Source organism: Variovorax sp. 10N412 (assembly GCF_056394985.1).
The window spans coordinates 108895-132639 of record NZ_JBFTIO010000002.1 but is presented as its reverse complement, the minus strand read 5'-3'; the positions used below and the strand labels follow the sequence as shown (position 1 = coordinate 132639).

The 23745-nt window shown below is 68.4% G+C and carries 25 protein-coding genes; 13 read left to right on the top strand and 12 right to left on the bottom strand.

Annotation, left to right across the window (positions count from 1 at the left end; translation table 11 throughout):
- Positions 1–11 precede the first annotated feature (11 nt).
- Positions 12–398: a DUF4150 domain-containing protein gene (locus tag AC1DJH_RS06140; protein WP_435440216.1), complete on the top strand. Its 387-nt coding sequence runs from the start codon at positions 12–14 to the stop codon at positions 396–398.
- Between the two features lie 33 nt (positions 399–431).
- On the opposite strand, the gene AC1DJH_RS06135 is transcribed toward AC1DJH_RS06140, so the two are convergent.
- The 6 genes from AC1DJH_RS06135 to AC1DJH_RS06110 form a co-directional block, all read right to left on the bottom strand.
- Entirely contained in the window at positions 432–1952 is a 1521-nt protein-coding gene (locus AC1DJH_RS06135) for a methyl-accepting chemotaxis protein (protein WP_478185088.1), read from the bottom strand.
- An 87-nt stretch (positions 1953–2039) separates the two neighbouring features.
- Positions 2040–2339: a YciI family protein gene (locus AC1DJH_RS06130; RefSeq protein ID WP_478185087.1), complete on the bottom strand. Its 300-nt coding sequence runs from the start codon at positions 2337–2339 to the stop codon at positions 2040–2042.
- A 49-nt stretch (positions 2340–2388) separates the two neighbouring features.
- Entirely contained in the window at positions 2389–3369 is a 981-nt protein-coding gene (locus AC1DJH_RS06125; RefSeq protein ID WP_478185086.1) for a tripartite tricarboxylate transporter substrate binding protein, read from the bottom strand.
- A gap of 178 nt (positions 3370–3547) precedes the next feature.
- The gene (locus AC1DJH_RS06120) at positions 3548–3817 is read right to left on the bottom strand and encodes a hypothetical protein (RefSeq protein ID WP_478185085.1); all 270 of its coding nucleotides are present in this window, start codon (positions 3815–3817) and stop codon (positions 3548–3550) included.
- A 426-nt stretch (positions 3818–4243) separates the two neighbouring features.
- The gene (locus AC1DJH_RS06115; RefSeq protein ID WP_478185084.1) at positions 4244–5665 is read right to left on the bottom strand and encodes a sensor histidine kinase; all 1422 of its coding nucleotides are present in this window, start codon (positions 5663–5665) and stop codon (positions 4244–4246) included.
- Positions 5658–6371 carry a response regulator transcription factor gene (locus AC1DJH_RS06110; RefSeq protein ID WP_478185083.1) on the bottom strand — a complete coding sequence of 238 codons (714 nt, stop codon included), beginning with the start codon at positions 6369–6371 and terminating at the stop codon, positions 5658–5660. Before AC1DJH_RS06110 ends, AC1DJH_RS06115 begins: the two co-directional genes overlap by 8 nt.
- Before the next feature lie 236 nt (positions 6372–6607).
- On the opposite strand from AC1DJH_RS06110, the gene AC1DJH_RS06105 reads away from it, so the two are divergent.
- The 5 genes from AC1DJH_RS06105 to AC1DJH_RS06085 are packed head-to-tail and all read left to right on the top strand — an operon-like array spanning position 6608 to position 13114.
- Positions 6608–7765, top strand: a complete 1158-nt coding sequence (locus tag AC1DJH_RS06105) for an efflux RND transporter periplasmic adaptor subunit (RefSeq protein WP_478185082.1) — start codon at positions 6608–6610, stop codon at positions 7763–7765.
- Positions 7758–10853, top strand: coding sequence for an efflux RND transporter permease subunit (locus tag AC1DJH_RS06100; RefSeq protein WP_478185081.1), 3096 nt, complete (start codon positions 7758–7760; stop codon positions 10851–10853). Before AC1DJH_RS06105 ends, AC1DJH_RS06100 begins: the two co-directional genes overlap by 8 nt.
- A 19-nt stretch (positions 10854–10872) precedes the next feature.
- Positions 10873–12372 (top strand): efflux transporter outer membrane subunit, encoded by a 1500-nt coding sequence (locus tag AC1DJH_RS06095; RefSeq protein WP_478185080.1) that lies wholly within the window; start codon positions 10873–10875, stop codon positions 12370–12372.
- Positions 12369–12752, top strand: a complete 384-nt coding sequence (locus tag AC1DJH_RS06090; protein WP_478185079.1) for a RidA family protein — start codon at positions 12369–12371, stop codon at positions 12750–12752. Before AC1DJH_RS06095 ends, AC1DJH_RS06090 begins: the two co-directional genes overlap by 4 nt.
- The gene (locus AC1DJH_RS06085) at positions 12749–13114 is read left to right on the top strand and encodes a hypothetical protein (RefSeq protein ID WP_478185078.1); all 366 of its coding nucleotides are present in this window, start codon (positions 12749–12751) and stop codon (positions 13112–13114) included. The genes AC1DJH_RS06090 and AC1DJH_RS06085 overlap by 4 nt, the downstream gene beginning before the upstream one ends.
- Here AC1DJH_RS06085 and AC1DJH_RS06080 read toward each other — a convergent pair.
- The 6 genes from AC1DJH_RS06080 to AC1DJH_RS06055 form a co-directional block, all read right to left on the bottom strand.
- The gene (locus tag AC1DJH_RS06080) at positions 13078–14151 is read right to left on the bottom strand and encodes a patatin-like phospholipase domain-containing protein (protein WP_478185077.1); all 1074 of its coding nucleotides are present in this window, start codon (positions 14149–14151) and stop codon (positions 13078–13080) included. The genes AC1DJH_RS06085 and AC1DJH_RS06080 overlap by 37 nt on opposite strands.
- On the bottom strand, positions 14148–14561 hold the full coding sequence (locus tag AC1DJH_RS06075) for a PIN domain-containing protein (protein WP_478185076.1): 414 nt from the start codon (positions 14559–14561) through the stop codon (positions 14148–14150). The genes AC1DJH_RS06080 and AC1DJH_RS06075 overlap by 4 nt, the downstream gene beginning before the upstream one ends.
- A gap of 7 nt (positions 14562–14568) precedes the next feature.
- A complete protein-coding gene (locus AC1DJH_RS06070) occupies positions 14569–14826 on the bottom strand; it encodes a type II toxin-antitoxin system Phd/YefM family antitoxin (RefSeq protein WP_472112107.1) in 258 nt (85 codons plus the stop codon).
- Positions 14827–14888: 62 nt separating this feature from the next.
- Positions 14889–17264, bottom strand: coding sequence for a Tex family protein (locus AC1DJH_RS06065; protein WP_478185075.1), 2376 nt, complete (start codon positions 17262–17264; stop codon positions 14889–14891).
- Positions 17265–17343: 79 nt separating this feature from the next.
- Positions 17344–18240, bottom strand: coding sequence for a sensor histidine kinase (locus AC1DJH_RS06060; RefSeq protein WP_478185074.1), 897 nt, complete (start codon positions 18238–18240; stop codon positions 17344–17346).
- An 89-nt stretch (positions 18241–18329) separates the two neighbouring features.
- Positions 18330–19124 (bottom strand): LuxR C-terminal-related transcriptional regulator, encoded by a 795-nt coding sequence (locus AC1DJH_RS06055; protein WP_435440231.1) that lies wholly within the window; start codon positions 19122–19124, stop codon positions 18330–18332.
- A 384-nt stretch (positions 19125–19508) separates the two neighbouring features.
- Here AC1DJH_RS06055 and AC1DJH_RS06050 point away from each other — a divergent pair, with 384 nt between their 5' ends.
- From AC1DJH_RS06050 to AC1DJH_RS06020, 7 genes are all read left to right on the top strand, one after another.
- Entirely contained in the window at positions 19509–20198 is a 690-nt protein-coding gene (locus AC1DJH_RS06050) for a hypothetical protein (protein WP_472112116.1), read from the top strand.
- Between the two features lie 77 nt (positions 20199–20275).
- Complete coding sequence (locus tag AC1DJH_RS06045) at positions 20276–21247, top strand: hypothetical protein (RefSeq protein WP_478185073.1); 972 nt, start codon at positions 20276–20278, stop codon at positions 21245–21247.
- A 17-nt stretch (positions 21248–21264) separates the two neighbouring features.
- The gene (locus AC1DJH_RS06040; protein WP_472112122.1) at positions 21265–21603 is read left to right on the top strand and encodes a hypothetical protein; all 339 of its coding nucleotides are present in this window, start codon (positions 21265–21267) and stop codon (positions 21601–21603) included.
- A 58-nt stretch (positions 21604–21661) separates the two neighbouring features.
- Positions 21662–22168, top strand: coding sequence for a hypothetical protein (locus tag AC1DJH_RS06035; protein ID WP_478185072.1), 507 nt, complete (start codon positions 21662–21664; stop codon positions 22166–22168).
- A 60-nt stretch (positions 22169–22228) separates the two neighbouring features.
- The gene (locus AC1DJH_RS06030) at positions 22229–22594 is read left to right on the top strand and encodes a GIY-YIG nuclease family protein (RefSeq protein ID WP_478185071.1); all 366 of its coding nucleotides are present in this window, start codon (positions 22229–22231) and stop codon (positions 22592–22594) included.
- Entirely contained in the window at positions 22591–23043 is a 453-nt protein-coding gene (locus AC1DJH_RS06025) for a MarR family winged helix-turn-helix transcriptional regulator (RefSeq protein WP_478185070.1), read from the top strand. The genes AC1DJH_RS06030 and AC1DJH_RS06025 overlap by 4 nt, the downstream gene beginning before the upstream one ends.
- 62 nt (positions 23044–23105) lie before the next feature.
- Entirely contained in the window at positions 23106–23699 is a 594-nt protein-coding gene (locus tag AC1DJH_RS06020; RefSeq protein WP_478185069.1) for a DUF2239 family protein, read from the top strand.
- Positions 23700–23745 lie beyond the last annotated feature (46 nt).

Genomic DNA, 23745 nt, shown 5'->3' with positions numbered 1-23745 from the left:
AAGCTCCCGCCATGTTTGCCAATTCCCAGATGATGGGCATGGACCTCGCGTTCCCCGATGTCTGCAAGACACCGCCGGCCGTGCCCATCCCCTACCCCAACTTCGCGCTGGGGCCCACCGCCATTCCCAATGCCTGGAACATCCTCTACGGCGGCACGCCCGCGCACAACCTCGCGACGACCACGCCCATCACCAACGGCGACAACGCGGGCGTGCTGATGGGCGTGGTGTCGCAGACGGTGATGGGGCCGTCGCGCCACATCACCGGCGCCTTCACGGTGCTGCTGAAAGGCTCGCCGTGCACCCGCATGACCAGCCTCACGGTGCAGAACCGCAGCAACATCGTGGGCATGCGCATCGTGCCCAGCCAGTTCAAGGTGCTGGTGCTGGCGCCCTGAACCCTGGGTGAACCGCGGTGACCGCGGACCGCGTCAGACCTTGAACACGCTCACCGCGTGAACCAGGCTGCCGGCCTGCTCCTGCAGGGAGCCGGCGGCCGCGGCGGCCTGCTCCACCAGCGCGGCGTTCTGCTGCGTGGCCTGGTCCATCTGGCTGATGGCCTGGTTGATCTGCTCGATGCCGGTGGTCTGCTCCTGGCTCGCGGCCATGATCTCGCCCATGATGTCGGTCACCCGGCGCACGCTGGCCACGATCTCCTGCATGGTCTTGCCGGCCTCGGCCACCTGGTCGCTGCCCGTGCCGACCTTGTCGACCGAGTCGTCGATGAGCGTCTTGATTTCCTTGGCCGCACCCGCCGAGCGCTGCGCCAGGTTGCGCACTTCCGACGCCACCACCGCAAAGCCGCGGCCCTGCTCCCCGGCGCGCGCGGCTTCCACGGCCGCGTTCAGCGCCAGGATGTTGGTCTGGAACGCGATGCCGTCGATCACGCCGATGATGTCGACGATCTTCTTGGACGACGCATTGATCGAGCCCATGGTGTCCACCACCTGCCCGACCACGCTGCCGCCGCGCACCGCCACCTCTGAGGCCGACACGGCCAGCTGGTTGGCCTGGCGCGCGTTGTCGGCGTTTTGCTTCACGGTGCTCGTGAGCTCTTCCATCGACGCGGCGGTTTGCTCCAGCGAGCTGGCCTGTTCCTCGGTGCGTGAAGACAGGTCGAGGTTGCCCGAGGCGATCTGGCCGCTGGCCGTGGCGATGGTGTCGGTGGAGCTGCGGATTTCCGACACGGTGCCGGCCAGGCTTTGCTGCATCTGGTGCATGGCGTGCAGCAGGCTCGCGGTGTCGCCAGGTCGCAGCCGCACCTCGATGCCCAGGTCGCCCGCGCCGATCCGGCGCACCACCTCGGAGGCGTAGTCGGGCTCGCCGCCGAGCTGGCGGTACAGGTTGCGCGCCATGCCCCAGGCCATGCCGCCCACGACCACCATGAGCACGCCGCCGATGCCCAGCAGGATCACCGTGTTGCGCCAGAAGGCGGTGTCGATGTCGTCGATGTAGTCGCCGAAGCCGACGATCCAGTCCCAGGGCTCGAACTTGACGATGGCGTAGAGCTTCTGCACCTCTTCCTTGGCCCCCGGGCGGGTGCCGTAGGCGATGAGCGTGGCAACCGTCTTGCCCGCCAGCGCGGCGCGGTAGCGCTCGCCGGCTTCCTTGCCGCCCTTGGCGTCCACGATGCCCACGCGCTTGGGGTTGGGGTGGACGTAGTTGACGTCGTTGGTGTAGCCGCGAACGAAAAAGTAGAGCTCGTCCTTTCGCAGGCTGCCGATGAGCTTCTTGGCTTCCTTCTGCGCCTGGTCGCGCGTGAGTTCGCCCGATTTTTCCTGCTCGTACAGGCGTTCGAGGGAGGCATGGGCCAGCACCACCAGCGTGGAGAGCTGCGCCGTGCGCTCCTTCATCATCGATTGCCGCAGCGTTGACAGCGAGACGGAGGCCAGCACGACCATGCCGAGCAATGCGGCGGCGCACAGAAGGAGGATTCGGGTTCGGAGCTTCATGGAGGGCAGCAGACAACAGGGAGTGAGGTACTTCTGCTTATCGGCAGCGCCGCCCGGATCTTGAGCCGCCGAGGCGGGCTTTACATGTCAGGGTTCGCTGAACCAGGCTTCGGCCCAGCCCTGGCGCTTGACCGGGTTGAACTCGTTGAACGTGAAGCTGGCGAGCCTGCCGGTGCTGAACGGGTCTTCGGCGAAGAAGGCCTGCAGGGCCTCCAGCGAAGTGGCGCGGGCCAGCAGAAAGCCGCCGGTCGCGGGCACCTTGGGCCCGGAACACAGGAGCAGGCCGGCGTCATAGCCGAGTTGAAGGTAGGCGCGGTGCGCCGGCACCGATTCCTGGATGCGCGCCAGCGGCACGAGGTAGCTGATTTCGACGATGAAGTGCTTCATGCGCTTGGCGAAGCACCTGCCGTGCCAGCCACCGCGCGCTTGCCGGCCCCTACTCCGCCTTGACCCCGGCCGTGCAGATGACTTTGCCCCACTTGGCCGTCTCCGCCGTGATGAAGGCATCGAACTCCTCGGGCGTGCTGCCCGCCGGAATGGTGCCCATGGCGTCGAGCTTGGCGCGGGTGTCGTCGCTCTTGACGATGCGCGCCACTTCCTCGGACATGCGCTTGACGATGTCGCGCGGCGTGGCCGCCGGCGCCAGCATGCCCGCCCAGGTGCTGCCGGTGAAGCCCGCGAAGCCCTGCTCGATGAAGGTGGGCACGTCGGGCGCGGCGGCCAGGCGCTTGTCGCCCGCCACGCCGATCAGCCGCACCTTGCCGGCCTTGGCCTGGTTGATGAGCCCGGTGGGCGCGTCGAAGAACAGCTGGATCTGCCCGCCCATCAGGTCGGTCAGCGCGGGCACGGCGCCGCGGTACGGGATGTGGATCATGTAGGTCTGCGTGAGCGACTTCCACAGCTCGGTGGTCAGGTGCGCGGCCGAGCCGTTGCCCGAGGAACCGAAGCTCACCTTGCCGGGGTTCGCGCGCGCGAAGTCGATGAGCTCGCGCGCGGTCTTGAACGGCGCATCGATGTTCACCGCGGCCAGCAGCGGCGACACGCCCATCAGCGACACGCCGGCGAGGTCCTTGCGCGGGTCGTAGGGCAGCTTGGGGTACAGCGTGGTGTTGGCCGCGTAGGCGGCAATGACGACGCCGAAGGTGGTGCCGTCGGGCGGCGCCTTGGCAATGGCATCCACGCCGATGAGGCTGTTGGCACCGGGCTTGTTGTCGATCAGCACGGGCTGGCCCAGGCGCGTCTGCAGGCCGATCTGCACCAGCCGCGCCATCTGGTCGGTGAACCCGCCCGGCGTGTACGGCACCACGATGCGAATCGGCTTGCTGGGCCATGCGGTCTGCGCGAAAGAAGGCAAGGCAAGGCTTGCGGCGGCGGTGGCGAGCGTGAACCTGCGGCGAGACAGCGTGGCGTGAGACATGTGGTGCGAACCCCTCTTCGTTGTTCCGGAATGGATCGGGGCATTCTCGAAGTGCAGGGTTGGGGAGCGGTCAGGGTTTGCCCGTGCTGGTCTTGTCGCCGTTGTTCTTTGCGCCGCTGTTCAGGGGAATCGCCGCTCTCCAGACGGGCCGCGAAATCCGCGGCCCGCAGACCGGCCGCTAACTGCCGGTCTCAGGCGTTGCGCGCCGCGCCTTCTCACTCGCCTGAAACAGTTCTGCCGCCTTGCGCGCCAGCTCAGCCGCAAGCCAAAGCAGGTTGTCCAGCTGTCGAGGCCCGCTGCCGCTGCACCAGTCGATGTCTTCCCCGTGGCAGACCCACAGGAGCGCTTCGAGTTGAGAGAGGGTTTTTTCGAGAAGATCGGCCGGGTCTTGGGCGTTGTCTTCGGAAGCTACCGGCGTGCGAGGCCGGGCTATAGTCTTGGTAGCCATTTTTGTGCGGTCCTTTAGAGGGTGTTGCACCGATTTGGTTAGACGGTCGGGGTGCTAGTTACACCCCGGCCGTCGCCTTTGATACCTCGCATACGCATCGATGCTTTCGCACCGACAACCTGCCGCGAGGCAAGCAGCCTTCCAGAATTTCAGTGGCTGTGTGTGTGGCGCCCTTCCGTGTTCCCTTGTTGGGTTGTTGAGTGACAGGGGCATTCACTTTAGAGAAGAGCTCAGCGAAGTAGCCGTCCGCAGGGCACGAAAGTCTCGGCAACCGCCAACAAATACAGCTTCTGCAATGCGCCGCGTGCAGGCGTCTTGGGCGCTACGCCAGCGTGTCACACAAGGCCACATTCGCTCCCGCATCGTCGGCGTGAGCGTCGCCCTGAACAAGAACCCCGAAAAATCGCTCTCGGCAACGAAGCACCCTCACCGCGCCAGCGGCAAGCGCATGTCGAAGCGCGCACCGCCGCCGCTTTCGTTCGCCGCCTCGATGCGCCCGCCGTGCGCATGCACCACGGCCTGCGACAGCGCCAGGCCCAACCCGAGGCCCGGCGTCTTCTCGTCCGAGCGCGCGGTGGCGCCGCGGTAGAAGCGCTCGAACAGGTGCGGGAGTTCGTCGCCGCGAATGCCGGGGCCGCGGTCCGACACGCTGATGACGGCCTCGTTCGCCTCCACGTCCGCGCGCAGGCTCACGCGCACGGTGGTGCCGGCCGGCGAGAACTTGAGCGCGTTGTCCAGCAGGTTGGCCAGCGCCAGGCTCGCCGCGCCGCGTGCCACCCGCGCGGCCACGGGCGGTGCGGGCTCCAGCAGCAGCTCCAGCCGCCGCTCCCTGGCCATCGGCTCCAGCCGCCGAACGGCCTCCTCCGCGAGCAGGTTCAACGACACGGTCTCCACCGCGTCGCGCTCCTGACCCGCATCGAGCCGGGCCAGCACCAGCAGTTCTTCGACCAGCAGCGTGAGCGACTCCACCTCCTCCAGCGAGGAATGCAGCGTCTCCACATAGTCGGCCGGCTCACGCGGCCGGCGCAGGGCCAGCTCCAGCTCGGTGCGCAGGCGCGACAGCGGCGAGCGCAGCTCGTGCGACGCATCGGAGGTGAAGCGCCGCTGCGCCTCCATGCCGTGCTCGATGCGCGCCAGCATGTCGTTGAGGGTGTCGACCAGCCGGCCGATCTCGTCGTTCGTTCCCGGGTGCGGCAGCCGCTCCCCGAGGTTCGCGTCGCCGATGCGGTGCGCCTGCAGCACCACGTCGTCGATGGCGCCGAAGGCGCGCCGCGTGATCAACGCACCCGCCGCGCCCAGCGCCAGCAGCAACGCACCGCCAAGAATGACGAAGAGCACACTGGCCATGGCCACGGTGCGGTTCACGTCGTCGAGCGAGCCTGCGACCTGCACGGCCAGCAAGATGCCCTTGCCCGAGACGCCTTGCGGCACCGGCACCGACACCATGCGCGTGGGCTCCTCGCCGAAGCCGTTGAGCGTTTCGAACACGGTCTCGCCTGCGGCGAGCCGCTCGCGCAGCACCGGGGGAATGGGCAACTGCGCCTCGCCCAGGTTGGCGCTGCGCGCCAGCACGCGGCCTTGCGCATCGACGATCTGCACCAGCCGGTCCAGGCGCACGAACGATGGCGCGCCGGGGCCGGGCGGGGCCTCGTGCACGATCACGGTGTCGCCCTCGCCGGCCGACAGCAGCATGCCCATTTCGGTTTCGGCCAGCGCGAGCAGCGCCGCGTCGAGCTCGCGGTGCACGTTGCGCGCGAACACCAGGTACGAGCCGAAGGCGGCGATGGCCATCACCACCACGATCACGCTGACGTGGGCCAGCGCCAGCCGCTTGCGAAAGCTAAGCATGTACTGCCGTGCTGCCGGGGCCGCCGCCGTTCTCGTCGGCCACGGCCAGCCTGAAGCCGCGCCCGCGCACGGTCTGGATCAGCGGCACGTGCGGCGGCGCATCGACCTTGCGGCGCAGGTTGCCGATGTGCACGTCGATCAGGTTGTCGATGGCGATCAGGTCGTCCTTCCACACCTGCTCGGCCAGGCGCGAGCGGCTCACCACCTCGCCCACGTGGCGCAGCAATATCTGCAGGATGGCGAACTCCTTGTGCGTCAGCTCCAGCACCGTGCCGCCGCGCAGCACACGCTGGCTCAGGGGGTCCAGGCTCAGGTCGGCCAGCGACAGCACCACGGGCCGCATGATCTCCGAGCGCCGCAGCAACGCGCGCACGCGCGCCAGCAGTTCGTCGAAGGCGAAGGGCTTGGTCAGGTAGTCGTCGGCGCCGGTGTTCAGGCCGGCCACGCGGTCGCTCAGCGCGTCGCGGGCAGTGAGCATCAGCACGGGCGTCTTGCAGCCGCGCTGGCGCAGGTCGCGGCACAGGGTGAGGCCGTCCTTGCCGGGCAGCATCCAGTCGAGCACGATGAGGTCGTAGGCGATGACGAAGGCCTCCTCGTCGCCCTCTTCGGCCGTGTGCACCACGTCGACCACGAAGCCCTCTTCCTGCAGCCCGCGCGCGAGCAGCCGCGCGGCCTTGCGGTCGTCTTCGATCAGCAGAATTCTCATGGCGCGGATCATGCCGCGTCTTCCTGACTGCAGGCCGTTGCCGACATGCAGCACAGGCCGCACCCGCCACACCGGCCGATCCTGAAGAAATCTTCAGGATTTCTTGGGCGCTTCTTCAGGCACTTTTTCCTACCCTCCCCGGCAGGGGACGGGAGCGGATCGAGGGCACGGAAAGGCATTCCGTGCGCAGCGCGCCTGTCCAGCTGCTGACCCGCTCGCTTGAGATGGAGCCCGAGATGAAGAAGAAAAGATCCCTGTACCAGGTCACCAACGCCCGCATCTTTTTCGGCGTGCTGACCTGCGCGGCGCTGTGCGTCGATTCGTTCGACAACACGGCCCATGCCGCCACCGCGGTGGCCGCCGCCCCCGTACCGATGCTCGTGCGCCAGGGCAACCGCCTGAGCGTGCCCGCCGGCTCCCCGCTGCGCGACCGGCTGCTGGTGGCCACGGTGGGCCGGCAGACCTCGCCGCACGACGTGAGCCTGCCAGCGACGGTGGAGGCCAACCCGGCCAACACCGTCAACATCCTGCCGCCGCTGACGGGCAAGCTGCTCGAGCTGAAAGTGCGCCTGGGCGACAGCGTGAAGCGCGGGCAGGTGCTGGCCACCATGAGCGCGCCCGACCTGGCGCAGGCCGTGGCCGATGCGCAAAAGGCGCGCGACGCGCTCGACCTCGCGCAGCACGCCCTGGTGCGTGCGCGCGGCGTGAACGAGGCCGGCTCCAACGCGGCCAAAGATGTGGAGGCCGCGCAGAGCAGCGTCGCTCAGCAGACGGCGGAGCTGCGCCGCAGCGAGGCGCGGCTGCGCAGCCTGGGCGCGGACGGCACCGGGAGTGCCGCCGGCCAGGTGCTGAAGATCGTCGCGCCCATGGCCGGCACGGTCACGGCCCTGAACGCCGCCGCGGGCGCCAACCTGAACGACGCCAACGCAGCGCTCATGACCGTCTCGAACCTCGATTCGGTCTGGGTCACGGTGAACGTGCCCGAGAGCGTGGTGGGCGCGGTGGCGCCCGGGCAGAACGCGGTGGTCACGCTGGCGGCCTACCCGGGGCGCAGCTTCAGCGGCAAGGTGGGCTTCGTGAGCGCGGTGCTCGACGCGGACACGCGCCGCGCGCGCGCGCGCATCGTGTTCGCCAACCCAGAGGGCCTGTTCAAGCCCAACATGTACGCCACCGCGGTGCTCGGCGTGCCGCAGGCGGCACAGGCGCAGGTGCCGGCCTCGGCGCTGCTGATGAACAACGACAGCGTGAGCGTGTTCGTGGAGGCCGAACCGTGGACGTTCGTGCGCCGCATGGTGGAGCTGGGCCGCGAAGACGGCGACAGCGTGCGCATCCGCAGCGGCCTGGCCGCGGGCGAGCGCGTGGTGGTGCGTGGCGGTGTGCTGCTGAATGATTAATCTCATCATCACCCAGTTCTTTCGCCGCAGGCACCTGGCCTGGGCGATGTCGATCGCGCTGGTGCTGTTCGGCGCCTGGTCGTGGACGCAGATGACGGTCGAGGCGTATCCCGACCTCGGCGACGTGACGGTGCAGGTCACCACGCAGGTCAACGGCCTGGCAGCGGAAGAGATCGAGCAGCAGATCACCACGCCGCTGGAGCGCGCGCTGAGCAACACGCCGGGGCTGGCATCCATACGCTCGAGCAGCACCTTCGGGCTGTCGCTGATCAACCTGAGCTTCAAGGACGGCACCGACGACTACTTCGCGCGCCAGCGCGTGACCGAGCGCATCGGGCAGGTCACGCTGCCTTCGGGCGCGCAGCCGGGCCTGGGGCCGGTCGCGGGGCCGGCGGGCGAGATCTACCGCTACACGCTGGAGTCGGACACCAAGAACCTCATGGAGCTGTCGGAGCTGCAGCGCTGGAAGGTGATTCCCGCGCTCAAGCAGGTGGCGGGCGTGGTGGACATCAACAACTTCGGCGGCTTCACCAAGGAGTTCCAGCTGGAGCTGGACCCGGCGCGGCTGCAGAAATACGGGCTGGTGCTCAACGACGTGGTCACGGCCATCAACAACAACAGCGCCAACGCCGGCGGCGGGCGCATTGCGCGCGGCGACCAGAGCTACGTGGTGCGAGGCATCGGGCAGATCCACACACTGGACGACCTGGGCACGGTGGTGGTGGCGCAGAACGGCGGCTCGCCGGTGCTGGTGCGCGACCTGGGGCAGCTGCAGTTCGGCCACCAGGAGCGCGGCGGCATCCTGGGCAAGGACACCAACCCCGACACCATCGAAGGCATCGTGCTGATGCTGAAGTACGAAAACCCTTCGCGCGTGCTCGAAGGCGTGCACAAGAAGATCGACGAGCTGCAGGCCGAGCTGGCGCCCATGGGTGTGAAGATCGTGCCCTACATCGACCGCGACGACCTGGTGAAGCTCACGGTCGACAAGGTGACGCACACGGTGCTCGAAGGCATGGCGCTGGTGTGCTTCGTGCTCATTCTTTTCCTGGGCAGCCCGCGCAGCGCGGTGGTGGCCGCCGTCGCCATTCCGATGTCGCTGGTCACGGTGTTCATCGTGATGCACTTCACGCGCATGCCGGCCAACCTGTTCTCTCTGGGCGCGATCGACTTCGGCATCATCGTGGACGGCGCCATCGTGGTGATGGAGGCCATTCTTCGCCGGCGTGAAGAGGAGCCGAACGCCACGCTCACCGAGGGCAACATCCTCGAAACCGTGAGCCATGTGTCCGGGCCGATCTTCTTCGCCACGCTGATCATCATCACGGCGTACTTTCCGCTTTTTGCCTTCGAGCGCGCGGAGGGCAAGCTGTTCAAGCCGATGGCCTTCACCGTGGGCTACGCACTGGTGGGCGCCCTGCTGTGCGCGCTAACGCTCATTCCGAGCCTGGCCTACGTGGCGCTGCGCAAGCCGAGCAAGCCCTTCGTCAACAAGCCGCTGGTGTGGCTCACGGGGGCGTACCGCCGCGTGCTTGGCCGGTTGCTGAACACGCCGTCCATCGCCTACGCCCTGAGCGCCGTGGCGCTGGCCGCGGTGGTGGTGCTCGGCGCCACGGCCGGGCGCGAGTTTTTGCCCGACATCGACGAAGGCGCGCTGTGGCTGCAGGTGCAGTTGCCCTCGGGCCTGTCGCTGGACAAGGCCAGCGAGATGGCGACCGAGATGCGGCATGTGCTGCTCGAATACCCCGAGGTGTCCTACGTGGTGACGCAGTTGGGCCGCAACGACGACGGCTCCGACCCGTGGACGCCCTCGCACATGGAAGTGCCCGTGGGCCTGAAACCCTACAGCGAGTGGCCGGCGGGCGTGAACAAGGCCGCCTTCGTGCGCGCGCTCACCGAGCGCTTCGCGCGCATGCCGGGCTTCGACGTGGGCATCAGCCAGCCGATCATCGACGGCGTGAACGACGCCGTGGGCGGCGCGCACAGCCCGCTGGTGCTGCGCATATACGGCGACGACCTCAAGGAAAGCCGGCGCATCGGCAACCAGATCGTAGAGCTGCTGGGCACGGTGCGCGGCACAGCGTCGGCGTCGCTGTTCCAGGAGCCGCCGATTCCGCAGGTGGTGATCGAGCTGAACCGCGAGGCGGCGGCGCGCTTCGGGGTGAACGCCAACGACGTGGCCAACCTGATCCAGACCGGCATCGGCGGCGCGCCGGTGATCACGGTGTACGCGGGCAACCGCACCTACAACGTGTCGGTGAAGATGCCCAGGAGCGCCAAGGGCAACACCGAGGCCATCGGCGCGCTGCTGCTCAACAGCTCCAGCGGGGCGAAGGTGCCGCTCGCGCAGGTGGCCGACATCCGGCTGCAGACCGGCGAAAGCACCATCTCGCACGAGATGAACGAGCGGCAGATCACCGTGCGGGTGGACAACCGCGACCGCGACCTGGCCTCCTACCTCGACGAAGCCCGGGACCGGATCGCCAAGGAAGTGAAGTTCGACCCGGCGAAGTTCCGCCTGCAGTGGGCGGGCCAGTTTGAGAACCAGCAGCGCGCGCAGTCGCGCCTGGGCATTTCGCTGGCCATCGTGGTCTGCATCATGGCGGTGCTGCTGTTCTTCCAGTTCGGCAAGATCCGCCAGGTGGCGCTGATCCTGGGCGTGGTGCCGATGGCCACGCTGGGCGGGCTGATCGCGGTGCACGTGGCGGGCGAGACGCTGAACGTGGCCACGGCCGTCGGCTTCATCGCGCTGTTCGGCGTGTCCATACAGAACGGGATCATCATGGTCGCGAACTTCCGCCGCGTGCGCGGCGAGGGGTTGGCGCTGCAGGCGTCGGTGCTCGAAGGCGCGGCCGAGCGGCTGCGCCCGGTGCTGATGACGGGCACGGTGGCCTCGGTCGGCATGCTGCCTGCCGCACTGGCCACCGGCGTGGGCACCGACGTGCAGCGCGGCCTGGCCACGGTGGTGGTGGGCGGGCTGGTGGTGTCGACGCTGCTGACGCTGTTCATCTTGCCGACGCTGTTTTTCGCGCTCGAACGGTTCTTCGAGCGCAAGGGCTGGGGTGCGCGCTCCCGGCGTGACCGGTGAGAAGGCGGGAGACGAGACCATGAAGAACACAAACCTTGCGACACCCCTCGCCGCAGGCATCGCGCTGCTGCTGGGCGGTTGCGCGGTCGGGCCCGACTATGTGCGCCCGCCGCTGAACCTGCCAAGCGGGTACACCGCTGCGCCCCCCGAGCCCACGCAGGCCGAGGGCGTGCCCCTGCCCCGCCTGTCGCCCGAGCTCGACGTTCCGGCCCAGTGGTGGCAGGCCTTCCGCTCGGAGCCGTTGAACGCACTGGTCGTGCAGAGCCTGGCGGGCAACCCGAACATCGAGGCGGCCGACGCCGCGCTGCGCGTGGCGCAGGAGAACGAGGCCGCCGACCGCGCCGCCTTCTGGCCCAGCGTGGCGGTGGGCTATTCGCCCACGCGGCAGCGCGTGGCGGGTGCGGTCGCGAGCCCGGTGTCGTCGAACGCCAACCTCTACACGCTGCACACGGCGCAGGTGACCGTGTCGTACACGCCCGACGTGTTCGGCGCCACGCGCCGGCAGGTCGAGGGCGCGCAGGCGCAGACCGAGCAGCAGCGCTTTCAGACCCTGGCCGCGAAGCTCTCGCTGAGCAGCAACGTGGTGGCCGCGGCGATCACCGAGGCTTCGCTGCGCGCCCAGCAGCGCGCCACGCAGGCCATCGTCGCGGACCAGAAGGAGGTGCTGCAGGCCTACCGCAAGCAGCAGCAGCTGGGCCAGGTGGCGCTGGCCGACGTCGATGCGCAGGAGGCCTCGCTGGCCGCCACCGAGGCCACGCTGCCGCCGCTGGACAAGCAACTGGCGCAGCAGCGCAACCTGCTCGCCACGCTGGCGGGCCGCTACCCCAGTGAAGGCGTGGCGGCGCATTTCGAGCTCGATGCATTGCAACTGCCCGCGGAACTGCCGCTGACGCTGCCGTCCACGCTGGTGGAGCACCGGCCCGACGTGCGCGCGGCCGAAGCGCAATTGCAGGCCGCGAGCGCCGCCATCGGCGTGGCCGTGGCGGCCCGGCTGCCCAACGTGACGCTGGGCGTGAACTACGGCTCGTCGGCGTACACGCTGTCGCAGCTGTTCAAGTCGTCCTCGCTGTTCTGGACCCTGGCGGCCAGCGTGACGCAGCCGGTGTTCGACGGCGGCGCGCTCAGGCACAAGGAGGCCGCCGCGCGCGCCTCGTTCGACCAGGCCGCCGCGCAATACCGCGCCACGGTGCTGGGCGCGTTCCAGGACGTGGCCAACACGCTGGAAGCCATCGCCGCCGACACGCGCACGCTGCAGGCCGCCGTGACGGCGGAGCGCACCGCGTCGCAAAGCCTGGCGCGCACACGCACGCAGGTGCGGCTGGGCGACGCCAGCGCGCTGTCGCTGCGCGTGGCGCAGCAGGCCCAGCAGCAGGCGCAGCTCAACCTGGTGCAGGCACGCGCGCTGCGGCTGACGGACGCGGCCGCCCTCTTCCAGGCCCTGGGCGGCGGCTGGTGGAACGCAGCGCCGGCGCAGCTCGCCGACTCATCCCGCACACCACAAGAACCGGCACAGCCATGAACATCCTTCGCCACGAAATGGGCCCCCGCTTCAGCGAGATGGTGACCGTCGACCTGGGCAGCGCCCGCCTGCTGTACCTATCGGGCCAGGTGGCGGAGAACCCGTCGCTGGACATCACGGGGCAGACGCGCGAGATCCTGCACCAGATCGACCACATGCTCGCCACCCAGGGCGCGACCAAGCACGACCTGGTGAGCGTGACGATCTACCTGCGCACCGTGGGCGACTACGCGGCCATGAACTCGGTGTGGGACGAATGGGTGCCCCAGGGCCACACGCCCGCGCGCGCCACGGTGGGCGCGAAGCTCATCGATTCGGAGTACCGCGTGGAGATCCAGGCCACGGCAGCCATCGGGCCGGCGGCTGGAGCTCTGCCGTGAGGTCCGCCGGCCGGGCCGCCGTGCTGTGGGCGCTGGCACTGGGCGGCTGCACGGCCTTCGACGCGCATTCCTTCGATCATTCCGCCGGCTGGCGCGCCGCGCAGGTTGTGGCGGTGGGCCGGGCCGCCGACCTGGCCGGCACCGTCGATCGCGACTGCGGCGCACCGGGCGGCGGAAGCGCCCCCTACGCCGTCGTGCGCTACCGCAACGGCGGCGTTCACACCCGCTCGCTGGGCACGGCGCGCCTGCCCGCAGGCGCCGACCTCAGGCTCGGCGACGAGGTGCATGTGAACATCCTCGATTGCGCCGCGCCGCTGGTGGCGGCTCAGAGCGGCAGCAGTTCGGGCACGCCGTCGCGCTGAAGCCAGGCCTCGAACTCGTCGGACAGGCGCTGCGCCTCGCGCGTGGCCTGGTCCCAGGCCGCGATGCGCGCCTGCACGTCGTGGGCGAAGTGAATGAAATCCTTGCGGTCGGGCAGCTTGCCGTTGGGCAGCGAGCGCACCCACTCGGGGTCGGGCGCCAGCACCACCATGCGGTCGAGGAAGCCGGTGGATTTGTGGCGCCAGCGCAGGCCCTTGTCGAGCCAGCCCGGCACCACGGCCTGCTGGAAGTGCGGGTACAGCACGATGCCTTCGTCCGCGGGCTGGTAGTCCAGGTGCAGGTGGTAGTCGGTGATGCCGCCGTCCCAGTAGGCGCCGCGCGGCGCGCCCGGAATGTCGTGCACCGCCGCCAGCAGGAACGGAATGGAACAAGAGGCCTGCAGCACCATGTTGAAGTTGGCCTCGCTCAGCGCATGCTGGCGCGTGCGCAGGTCGCGCGTGCCGAAAGGCAGCGCCGCGCCGGGCGTGGAGAACACGCAGCGCTCCAGCCACGCGCCCAGGCTCTTGCGGTGCAGGCTGTTGGTGGCAAAGGCACCCAGGTAGCCGACCGGCGTGCGCGCCCTGCCCTCGCGCCCGAGGATGTGGCGCCCGCGCGAGGTCACCACGTGCAGGCGGTAGCGCGGGTGGTTCAGCACCTCGGCAATGCGCCCGCCGTAGAAGTCTTCGAGCCCCTGGGCGAACTGGTCGCTGAGCTGCCGCGGGCTGAGCCGCTTCTGCCCGGATGGCACTTCGAACTGCTGGTGCACATAGTCGTGCTCGAAGCGCCGGAACGCCGCCTCGGGGTCGGACAGGCAGGCCGTCGAAAGCCGCCAGGCGCCGATGGAGGCGCCCACCAGGTGCACCGGCTGGCTCGATTGCGCGAGCCAGCGCCCGAAGATGAACCGGTCGAGCGGCCCGAGGATCAGGCCCTTGGGACCGCCCGCCGCACCGGGAACGGTGCGCACGTCCTGCGGTCGCAGGCCGTGCTGTTCGATGTGCTTGCGGGCCGCGGGGCCGGCGTAGATGCGCAGGGCTTTCATGCCTGCGTTTGCTCGAAGGGGTTGAACACGTCGACGCCGAACCCGGCGAAATCGCTCACGTTGCGTGTTACGACGGTCAGCGCATGCTGCCTGGCCGTGGCGGCAATCATTGCGTCCTCGTACAGGGTGTTCGAGCTGCGATGCATCAGCTTGGCCCACAGCCTGAAGGTTTCCGCGTCCATGGGCAACACGTTGTAGGACGCTGCAACCAATGCGGCCCACTGCTCGATTTCGTCAGCCTTTGCGGCGTCCTGTTCGCGCGTGAGCTCGATGCCGGCCTGGATTTCCCCCAGCGTCACCGCGGAAAGATGGAGATCGCTGTCGGCAATTGGCGAGAGCCACGCGATGACTGCGCCATGAGGGCGAGGCCTGCGAAGTTCTGAGATGACATTCGTATCCAGCAGGTACATCCCAGCCTCAGCGCAGTGGCGTGATGTGGCGCCTGCGGGCAGCGCCCCGCGGCGGAACCAGGAATTCGGTGCGTGCTTCGGTGGAAAGCAACAACGCCTTGAGCGAAGGCTTGGCCGTTGCGTGCAATCGCCGCCATTCAGCAGCAGGCACTAGCACGGCCGCCTCAGTGCCACGCTTCGTGACCATCTGCGGCCCATCGACCAGACAGGCCTCGAGAAACTCGCTGAAACGCGCTTTGGCGTCCTGAACGGGCCAGCTTTTCATTGCGACCTCCATCAAACTAGTTAGATGACTAGTCTATCAGGCGAGTCACTCCTGCGCATTTGCTACTTGCGAAGGCCCTGCAACTTGGCAAACGCACTGGCCATCTGCCCCGCCGGCTGCGGCGAGTTGTCGCGCCGTCCTTGCTGCTGCTGGCTGCGCCCCGCACCTTCGAAGCGGTTGTCGCGTGGCCCGTCGCGCCGTGCCGGGGCCGCATCGAGCTTCATCGACAGCCCGATGCGCTTGCGCGCCACGTCCACTTCCATCACCTTAACCTTGACGATGTCGCCGGTCTTGACGACCTCGCGCGCGTCGGTCACGAACTTGTGGCTCAGCTGGCTCACGTGGACCAGGCCGTCCTGGTGCACGCCCAGGTCGATGAAGGCGCCGAACTGGGCCACGTTGCTCACGGTGCCCTCGAGGATCATGCCCTCGACCAGGTCCTTGATGTCGTCCACGCCGTCGTTGAAGCGCGCCACCTTGAAGTCGGGGCGCGGGTCGCGGCCGGGCTTTTCCAGCTCACCCAGGATGTCCTTGACCGTGATGACGCCGAACTTCTCGTTGGCGAACAGCTCGGGCTTCAGGGTCTTGAGCATGTCGGCGCGGCCCATCAGCTCGGCGATGGGCTTGCCGGTCTTCACGATGATCTGCTCGACCAGCGGATAGGTTTCCGGGTGCACGCCAGTGATGTCCAGCGGGTCGGCCCCGCCGCGGATGCGCAGGAAACCCGCACTTTGCTCGAAGGCCTTGGGGCCGAAGCCGCTCACGTCCAGCAGCTGCTTGCGGGTGGAGAACGCGCCGTTGGCTTCGCGCCAGCGCACCACCGCCTTGGCCACGCTGCCCGACAGGCCCGACACGCGGCTCAGGAGCGGCACGCTGGCGGTGTTCAGGTCCACGCCCACCGAGTTCACGCAGTCTTCGACCACGGCCTGCAGGGTGCGCGCGAGTTCGCTCTGGTTCACGTCGTGCTGGTACTGGCCCACGCCGATGCTCTTGGGGTCGATCTTCACGAGTTCGGCCAGCGGGTCTTGCAAACGGCGGGCAATGGACGCAGCGCCGCGCAGGCTCACGTCCACGTCGGGCATTTCCTGCGAGGCAAATTCGCTGGCGGAGTACACCGAGGCGCCGGCCTCGCTCACCACGACCTTGTCGACCTTCATTTCAGGGGCACCGGCCTGCTCTGCCATCTTGGCCAGCAGCTTGATGAGGTCGGCCGCCAGCTTGTCGGTTTCGCGGCTGGCGGTGCCGTTGCCGATGGCGATCAGGTTCACGCCATGCTTGGCGCACAGCTTGCCCAGCGTGTGCAGCGAACCTTCCCAGTCCTTGCGCGGCTCGTGCGGGAACACGGTGGCGGTTTCGACCAGCTTGCCGGTGGCATCGACCACAGCCACCTTCACGCCGGTGCGGATGCCGGGGTCGAGCCCCATCACAACGCGCGGGCCGGCCGGTGCGGCCAGCAGCAGGTCGCGCAGGTTGTCTGCAAACACCTTGATGGCAACCTTCTCGGCGTCTTCGCGCAGGCGGGTGAACAGGTCGCGCTCGGTCGACAGGGCCAGCTTCACGCGCCAAGTCCAGGCCACGCACTTGCGCAGCAGGTCGTCGGCCGGGCGCCCGGCATGGCTCCAGCCCAGGTGCAGTGCAATGCGGCCTTCGGCGATGCTGGGCTTGCCCGGCTCGGGCTCCACGGGCAGCACCAGCTTGGCGTCGAGGATGTCGAGCGCGCGGCCGCGGAACACGGCCAGCGCGCGGTGCGACGGTACGCGGCCGATGGGCTCGTCGTATTCGAAGTAGTCGCGGAACTTGGCGACGTCAGCGTTGTTCTCGTCCTTGCCGGACATCAGGCTCGACTTGAGCAGGCCTTCGTTCCAGAGCCACTCGCGCAGGCCCTGCACCAGCGCAGCGTCTTCTGCCCAGCGCTCGGAAAGGATGTCGCGCACACCGTCGAGCACCAGCGGGACGGTCGAAAAATCGGGGCCCGGCTTGCCGTCGTCCAGCGTGGTGGCGGGCTTCAGGAAGGCCTGCGCTTCGGCGGCGGGGTCCAGCGTGGGGTCGGCCAGCAGCTTGTCGGCCAGGGGTTCGATGCCAAATTCGCGGGCAATCTGGCCCTTGGTGCGGCGCTTCTGCTTGAACGGCAGGTACAGGTCTTCGAGTTCCTGCTTGGTCGGCGCGAATTCGATCGCGGCGCGCAGTTCGGGCGTGAGCTTGCCCTGCTCGTCGATGGCCTTGAGCACCGCGCCGCGGCGGTCTTCGAGTTCGCGCAGGTAGGAAAGGCGGGCCTCCAGCTCGCGCAGCTGCACGTCGTCGAGGCCGTCGGTAACTTCCTTGCGGTAGCGGGCGATGAATGGAACCGTGGCGCCCCCGTCGAGCAGTTCAACGGCGGCCTTCACCTGATGCTCGCCGACCTTGATTTCGGCGGCGAGCTGGCGAATGATTTTCTGCATGCTTGAGCGCGTCCCTGGCAAAGCGCGGGAGTTTGCCATAGGCGCGCCCGCACCCCGCCCGGGTGGCCCGGCGTGCGTGTTACAGCATGCGTTCGGTCGCGGGCAGCACGCTGTGCGGCTCGCTCGCCGAGGCCTGGCACGGCACCACCAGCCGCACGCACAGGCCGTGCGGCTCGATGTCGATGACGGCCAGCTCGCCGCCGATGGCGTCGGCCCGCGAACGCATGCTGCGCAGCCCCTTGCCCAGGCTCCCCGGCGCGCCGGCGGGAGTGTCCAGGCCGCGGCCGTTGTCGCGCACCTCGAGCACCAGCGAGCGCGCACGGTCCTGCGCGCCGACGCGCAACTCCACGTGGGTTGCGCGGGAATGGCGCAGCGCGTTGGACAGGGCTTCCTGGGCGACCCGGCAGACCTGCGTTGCCGTGTCGGGCCGCACCCTGCATTCCAGGCTTTCGGAGGCGATGTTCCATTCGAGCGTGATGCCCATGCGTTCGAACGCGGGCCGCAGCCGGTAGCGCAGGTGCCCCAGCCGCTCGAAGACGGTGGCTTCGCTCTGGTCGTCCAGGTCGTCCACGGTCATCTGCAGTTCGAGCAGGCAGGCCTGCAGCGCCATCGAGAGCCCGTTGGAGTGGGCTGCCTTCGGGTCCTGGCTGGCCAGCAGGGCCAGCAGCCGCGAGCCGACGCCGTCGTGCAGGTCGTTGGCGATGCGTCGGCGCTCGGCCATCACCGCCTGCGCCTGCCGCCCCTGCGCGACGCGGCGCAGCGAGAAATAGCCGATGCTGACGATCGTGCCCAGCACCATCAGGTTGACGGCCTGCAGCGTCCAGAACGCGAACGGCACGTCATGCGCCATGACGTTGATGGCCGCGTTGCCCCGGATCACCTGCGCCGCCACCGGCGTCAGGTGCAGCGCTCCGGCCAGGCCGGCCCACATCAGCACCCGGCGCCGCGAAGCGCGGTGCCGCAGCCAAGTCAGCAAGACAACCCAGGTTCCGATCGACAGCCACACATACTGGTCTTCCAGAAAGTGCGGTAGGAAAAGGACCTGCTGCGCGAACATCTCATGCCCTACAAAAGACCGCGGTGGGAGGCAAAGCTCACCGCTTGCGCCCGGGTGTGGGCGTGCAGCTTGCGGTAGATGTTCTTGACGTGTGCGTTAACCGTTTGTGCGCTGATGGTGAGCTGAAGCGCGATCTCTTCGGTCACATACCCGGTGGCTACAAGTCGCAACACTTCGCGCTCCCGCGCCGATAACGTCGCCTTGCTGTCCGGCGGGCGCACCGGGTTGACATTCGAGCGCTTGTGGTCGAGATGCACGAGCAGGCGGCGCGCCAGCCGCGGCGTGATGGCTGCCCCGCCGTTGACCACCTGCAGCACGGCCTGCGCATAGCTCTGGAACCAGGCGTTCTTGACCAGGTAGCCCGAGGCGCCGAGCTCGAAGGCATGCAGCACCTGGGGTTCGTCCTCGAGCGCCGAGATGACGATGATCTCGGCCGCGCTGCGGTGCCGCTTGGCCTCTTCGATGAGCTCGAATCCGCTGCCGTCGCCGAGGCGGATGTCCACCATCAGCACGTCGAACTCGTGCTGCAGCAGCAGGCGCCGTCCTTCGCGCAGGGTGCCCGCCTGCCCTTCGAGCTGGATGCGCAGGTCGCCCAGCAATTCCTGGGCGATGACGCGCCGCACGAAGGGGTCGTCGTCGACCAGCAGAACGCGCACCGGTTTGGTCTGCTGGCCGGTCAGAAAGTCCGGCCAGGGAAGGGTGTCGGCGGACGGCGAGAGCAGTCCTCCGAACTGTCCAGGATTGGAGTATTTAGTTCCCCTGGCTCCGACGTCTGTCAACGAATTGTCGATTTCGCTTTCCATTCCAGCCCCTTTGTAACAACGAGAACACCGTGTTCGTGACCAAAAGTTAATTCATTTCTACTCAAATATTGACTTCCAGCTTTTTTGATTACTTCGGTTGCATTCTGTTGCGACTACCCTCAAATGTCCAACGAAAGTGGTAGTTTTTACATTGTTGGCCGCGTGGGGAAGCGGTTTCTTGTGGCCGTCCGCAGCCGCTTCAGGCACTCCTTTCGCCATAGCCTGGCATTACCCAGCCTGGGGCATTTTTCATCGCCAGGTGGACGCAGAAACTGCACCTCGGTCGTCACGGAAGCTTCTTTTTTCCGCGGCACTGACCGGTAGCTGATGGCCGGATGGTCCGGTTGATCAGGTTTGTTTCAACACACCTATAGAGGCAGCATCATGAAGAAGACTCTCATCGCCATCGCTGTGGTTCTGGTTGGCGGCGTTGCTTCGGCAACTGGCAGCTCGGCCATCGCGGCCACCAGCACGACGACAGGCTCCTCCAGCTCGGCGGGTTCGTCGGCGGCCAGCTCCGGAACGGGCAGTGCATTGAGCTACAACGCGGCCAATTCCAGCTCGGCGGCCAACGCCGGTGCCTCGGGCGGCGCATTCGCCATTCCGGGCTTCGCACTGGGTGGCGCCACCGCGCACGGTTCCGCGACCACCATGGGCAGCGTGACCAGCATGGCCGCGACGACGGGCAATGCTGCGGCTTCGGGTGGCGCCAACGCTTCCGCCAATGCAGGCTCGATGGCCAACGCCAACTACGCCGCGGGCGGAGCCAACGGCGTGAGCGGCAATGCAGGCGGTACCGCCGGCTCGCTCACCAACAACACGGCCGCGACGGCAGCAGGTCCTGGCGGCGGCCTGGCCGTGGTGACGCGCACCTCGGGTACCACGTCGAGCTTCAACGCCTCGTCCGGCGCGGTCAACGGGTTCATCAACGGCACCACGACTTCCGCCACCGCGGGTTCGACCGGCGGCTCCAGCGGCGTGACCAACTTCCACTTCGGCAATGCAGGGACCTTCAGCAACGGTGGCGGCACCGGCGGCGTCGCGCTGTCCGGCGCAGCCGCATCGGCTCCCTGAGCGGCATGCGCATCGGTTGCTGAACCAGAAATGGGGAGGGGCTCCCGCCCCTCCCCGGTCATCAAAGGAGACGAAAAATGAAGAAGCTGATTCTCTTTGCGTTGCTGACGGTGTCCGCGGCAACCATGGCGCAAACGACCAACAACGGCGGCGCGAACAACGGGGCGTCCAGCACGGCCTCCACGTCGGCCCAGGGTAACAACCAGGCCGTGACGTTCACCAGCCCCGGCACCGTGAACTCCACGTTGACCAGCACGCAGAACGTCAACAACAGCGGTGCCACCACGAGCACCGTCGACTACCAGGGCAGCTACACGATCAAGAACGTGCCGTCGGTCAACGGGCCCAACCTGACCACCAGCAACGACACCTGCATGGGCAGCACCAGCGCGAGCGCGAACGGCCCGGGCGTCGGATTGAGTTTCGGCACCACCTGGACGGACGAACATTGCAAGCGCCTGAAGATGAGCCGCGAGCTCTGGAACAAGGGCATGAAGGCCGCGTCGCTCGCCATGGACTGCATGGACGCGGCGGCCCAGGCCGCGCTGGAGATGACGGGCACCAAGTGCCCGCAGTCGATGAGCGCGGACGAGCGCGTGAGCGCCTACGGTCCGCAGGCCTCGTCCGCAGGTGCGCCCCCCTCGGCGCCGCGACCGGTGGCGGTGACCCCCGTGGCGCCGGTGGCTCCCCTGGCGCCGGCCCCGGTGGCGCCGATCGCTCCCCCAGCCCCGGCGGCGCAGGCTCCACAGCCGGTGCAGCAGCCCGTGGCCGCCATCGCGCCACCCGAACCGGTCGCCCTGCCGGGCCCCGTGCCTGCGACGGCACCGTTGCCCGCGCCGCCTGCGCCCATGGCCGAAGCGGCGCCCGCTGTGCAACTGGTGGCCGCGCCCGCGACGCCGGCCTCCGAAGCGAGCGTGATGCCGGTCGCCAGCGCCACCGTGACGGCCATCGACCCGACCGACGTTGCCGCCATTCGCGCCGCCCGCCTGCTGGGCGAGTCGGTCGGCGACGTGGCGGCCGCGCCGCGCGCGATGGTCTACCCGCAATGAACGCCAGGGAGTCCAAGATGACCAGGACCCTGCGCTTGTGGACGGCGGCCTGTTGCCTGGCGACCCTGGCAACGGCCGCGGCGGCCGCTCCGCCGCCCACCTACGTGCTGCGCGTCGAGCGGCTGCCCATGGGCAGCGGCCTGCAGAACGCACGAGGCACCGACAACGCCGAGCCGGTCGGCGACCTGGGCGTGTGGCACGTGCCGCAGTACATGCCGGGCTACCCGACCTCGGCGACGATCTGGCCGCGCGTGGTCATCATCCAGTGCGCGACCGACCTGTGCGCGGGCTACGAGGTCACGCCGGAACTCGGCCGCGGCGAGTACCTGTTCTTCGTGCCGGCCCAGCAGAAATAGCGCACACCGGCCGCACGGCACGCGCCCCACGGGGCGCGCCTTGCCGTACCCTTCGCGCATGACCTTCCTCGCGCGCTTCCTGCGCGGCCTTCTTCGCGTCATTGCCACGGCCCTCGTCGTCCCCCTGTTGCTGTTCGAGGAATGGGGATGGGAGCCGCTGGCCGCGCTCGTGGCGCGGCTGTCCCGACTCCCCTTCTGGGCGGCCCTCGAAGACCGCCTGCGGCGCCTGCCGCCCTGGGGCGCGCTGCTGGCGTTCTTCGTGCCGGTGGTGTTGCTGCTGCCGGTCAAGGTGCTGGCGCTCTTCCTGTTCGGCAGCGGGCACGCCGCCACCGCGCTGACCGTGCTGGTGCTGGCCAAGCTGGTGGGCACGGCGCTCGTTGCGCGGATCTTCCAGCTGGTCGAAGGGCCGCTGATGCGCATTCCCTGGTTTGCACGCTGGTACCCGCGCTGGAAGGCATGGAAGGACGGGGTGTTCGCGCTCGTTCGCCAGAGCCGCCCCTGGCGGCTGGTGCGGGCGATCAACCGGCGCATCTCACGCGGCTGGCGGCGGCTGCGGGAAGGTTGAGTGCTCTATTTTTACCCGGGTATATTGCGCATTTAATTTTGCCCGGGTAATATTTGGCGCATGAACCTCTCGACCGAATCCCGACGCGCCCTCACACGCCAGTACAAGGACAACGTGCGACCGGCTGGCGTCTTCGTCGTGCGCCATCGATCCGACGGCCGCGTCCATGTGTCCGGCAGCATCGACGTGGAAGGCGCCATGAACCGCGCGCGGTTCGAGCTCAACCTGCGCTCGCACCGCAACAAGGCCCTGCAGGCCGACTGGCTCGCACATGGCGCCGGTGCCTTCGACTTCGAGGTGATCGACCGGGTCAAGGAGCGCCCGGAAGACCCGGCCTTCGACCGCGCCGCCGAGCTCGAAAAGCTCCTGGCGCTCTGGCAGGAAGAATTGCAGTGCTTCGGCGCGCAGGGCTACAACACCCCATGAACGCCACGGACCACATCGACGCACTCGACTTCTGCCTGACCCTGGGCCGAGCCCACGCCCGGCTCCACCGGAGGCTCGACGAAGACCTTGGCGCGTTCCACGGGTTGAACTTCAGCGACTTCACCCTCCTCCACCTGCTGATGGGCGCGCACGACGCCCGCCTGCCCCTGGACAGCCTCGCGCACACCCTGGGCCTGCCGATGTCGGCGCTCATCCGCCGGATGGTGCTGCTCGAGAAGACCGGGCTGGCCGAGCGCTTGGCCGGCCCCGACGCGGACCCGCGACGCCACGCGGCCTTGCGCCCCGGCGGCCGGCAGTTGGCGCAGGGCGCGGTCGCCACCGTGGAGGCCCACTGCAGGGAGGCCTTGCGGCCGATCGCCGTCGAGCGCCTGCATGGGGCCCGGCAGGTTCTGAGGGCCATGTGCGACGACAACGGGCTGCACGCCTGAGCGCCGCAGCGAGTAGATTACGCACCTCGTTTCGCCCGAACACCGGGAGACAAAAACCCCGAATGTCACCAGACACACCCCCCATCACCCTGACCGTGTTCTTCGGTTTCCAGCGCGTTGCTCAGGGCAGCAAGACCGACGTGATCGAGCAGCTGCGCCGCCGCGACGACCCCGGCCCGTACCTCGCGTTCGACGACCAGACCGGCGAGCAGCTGGACCTCGACCTGCACGACCTGCACGAGCGGCCGGTGTCAGGCCCCTCCGCAGCGCCGCCCCACCGCGCCGCGCACCGTGACGAGGCCCCGCGCGGCGTCGGCAGGCCCAAGCTCGGCGTGGTCGCGCGCGAGGTCACGCTGCTGCCGCGCCACTGGGACTGGCTGGGTCGCCAGCCCGGCGGTGCGTCGGTCGCCTTGCGCAAGCTGGTCGAAGACGCGCGCCATGTGCACGCCGAGCGCGACACCGTGCGTGCCGCGCGCGAAGCCACCTACCGCTTCATGACCGCCATCGCGGGCAACCTGCCCGGCTTCGAGGAAGCCACCCGCGCGCTGTTCGCCGGCGAGGCGCAGCGCTTCAACACCCTGATCGAACCCTGGCCCGCCGACCTGCGCGTCCACTTGCAAGAAATCTCGGCCGCCGGCTGGAACACCCCTTCATGAGAACAACCCCCGAAACCCCCGGCAGCAGCACTGCCGGCCAGAGCGG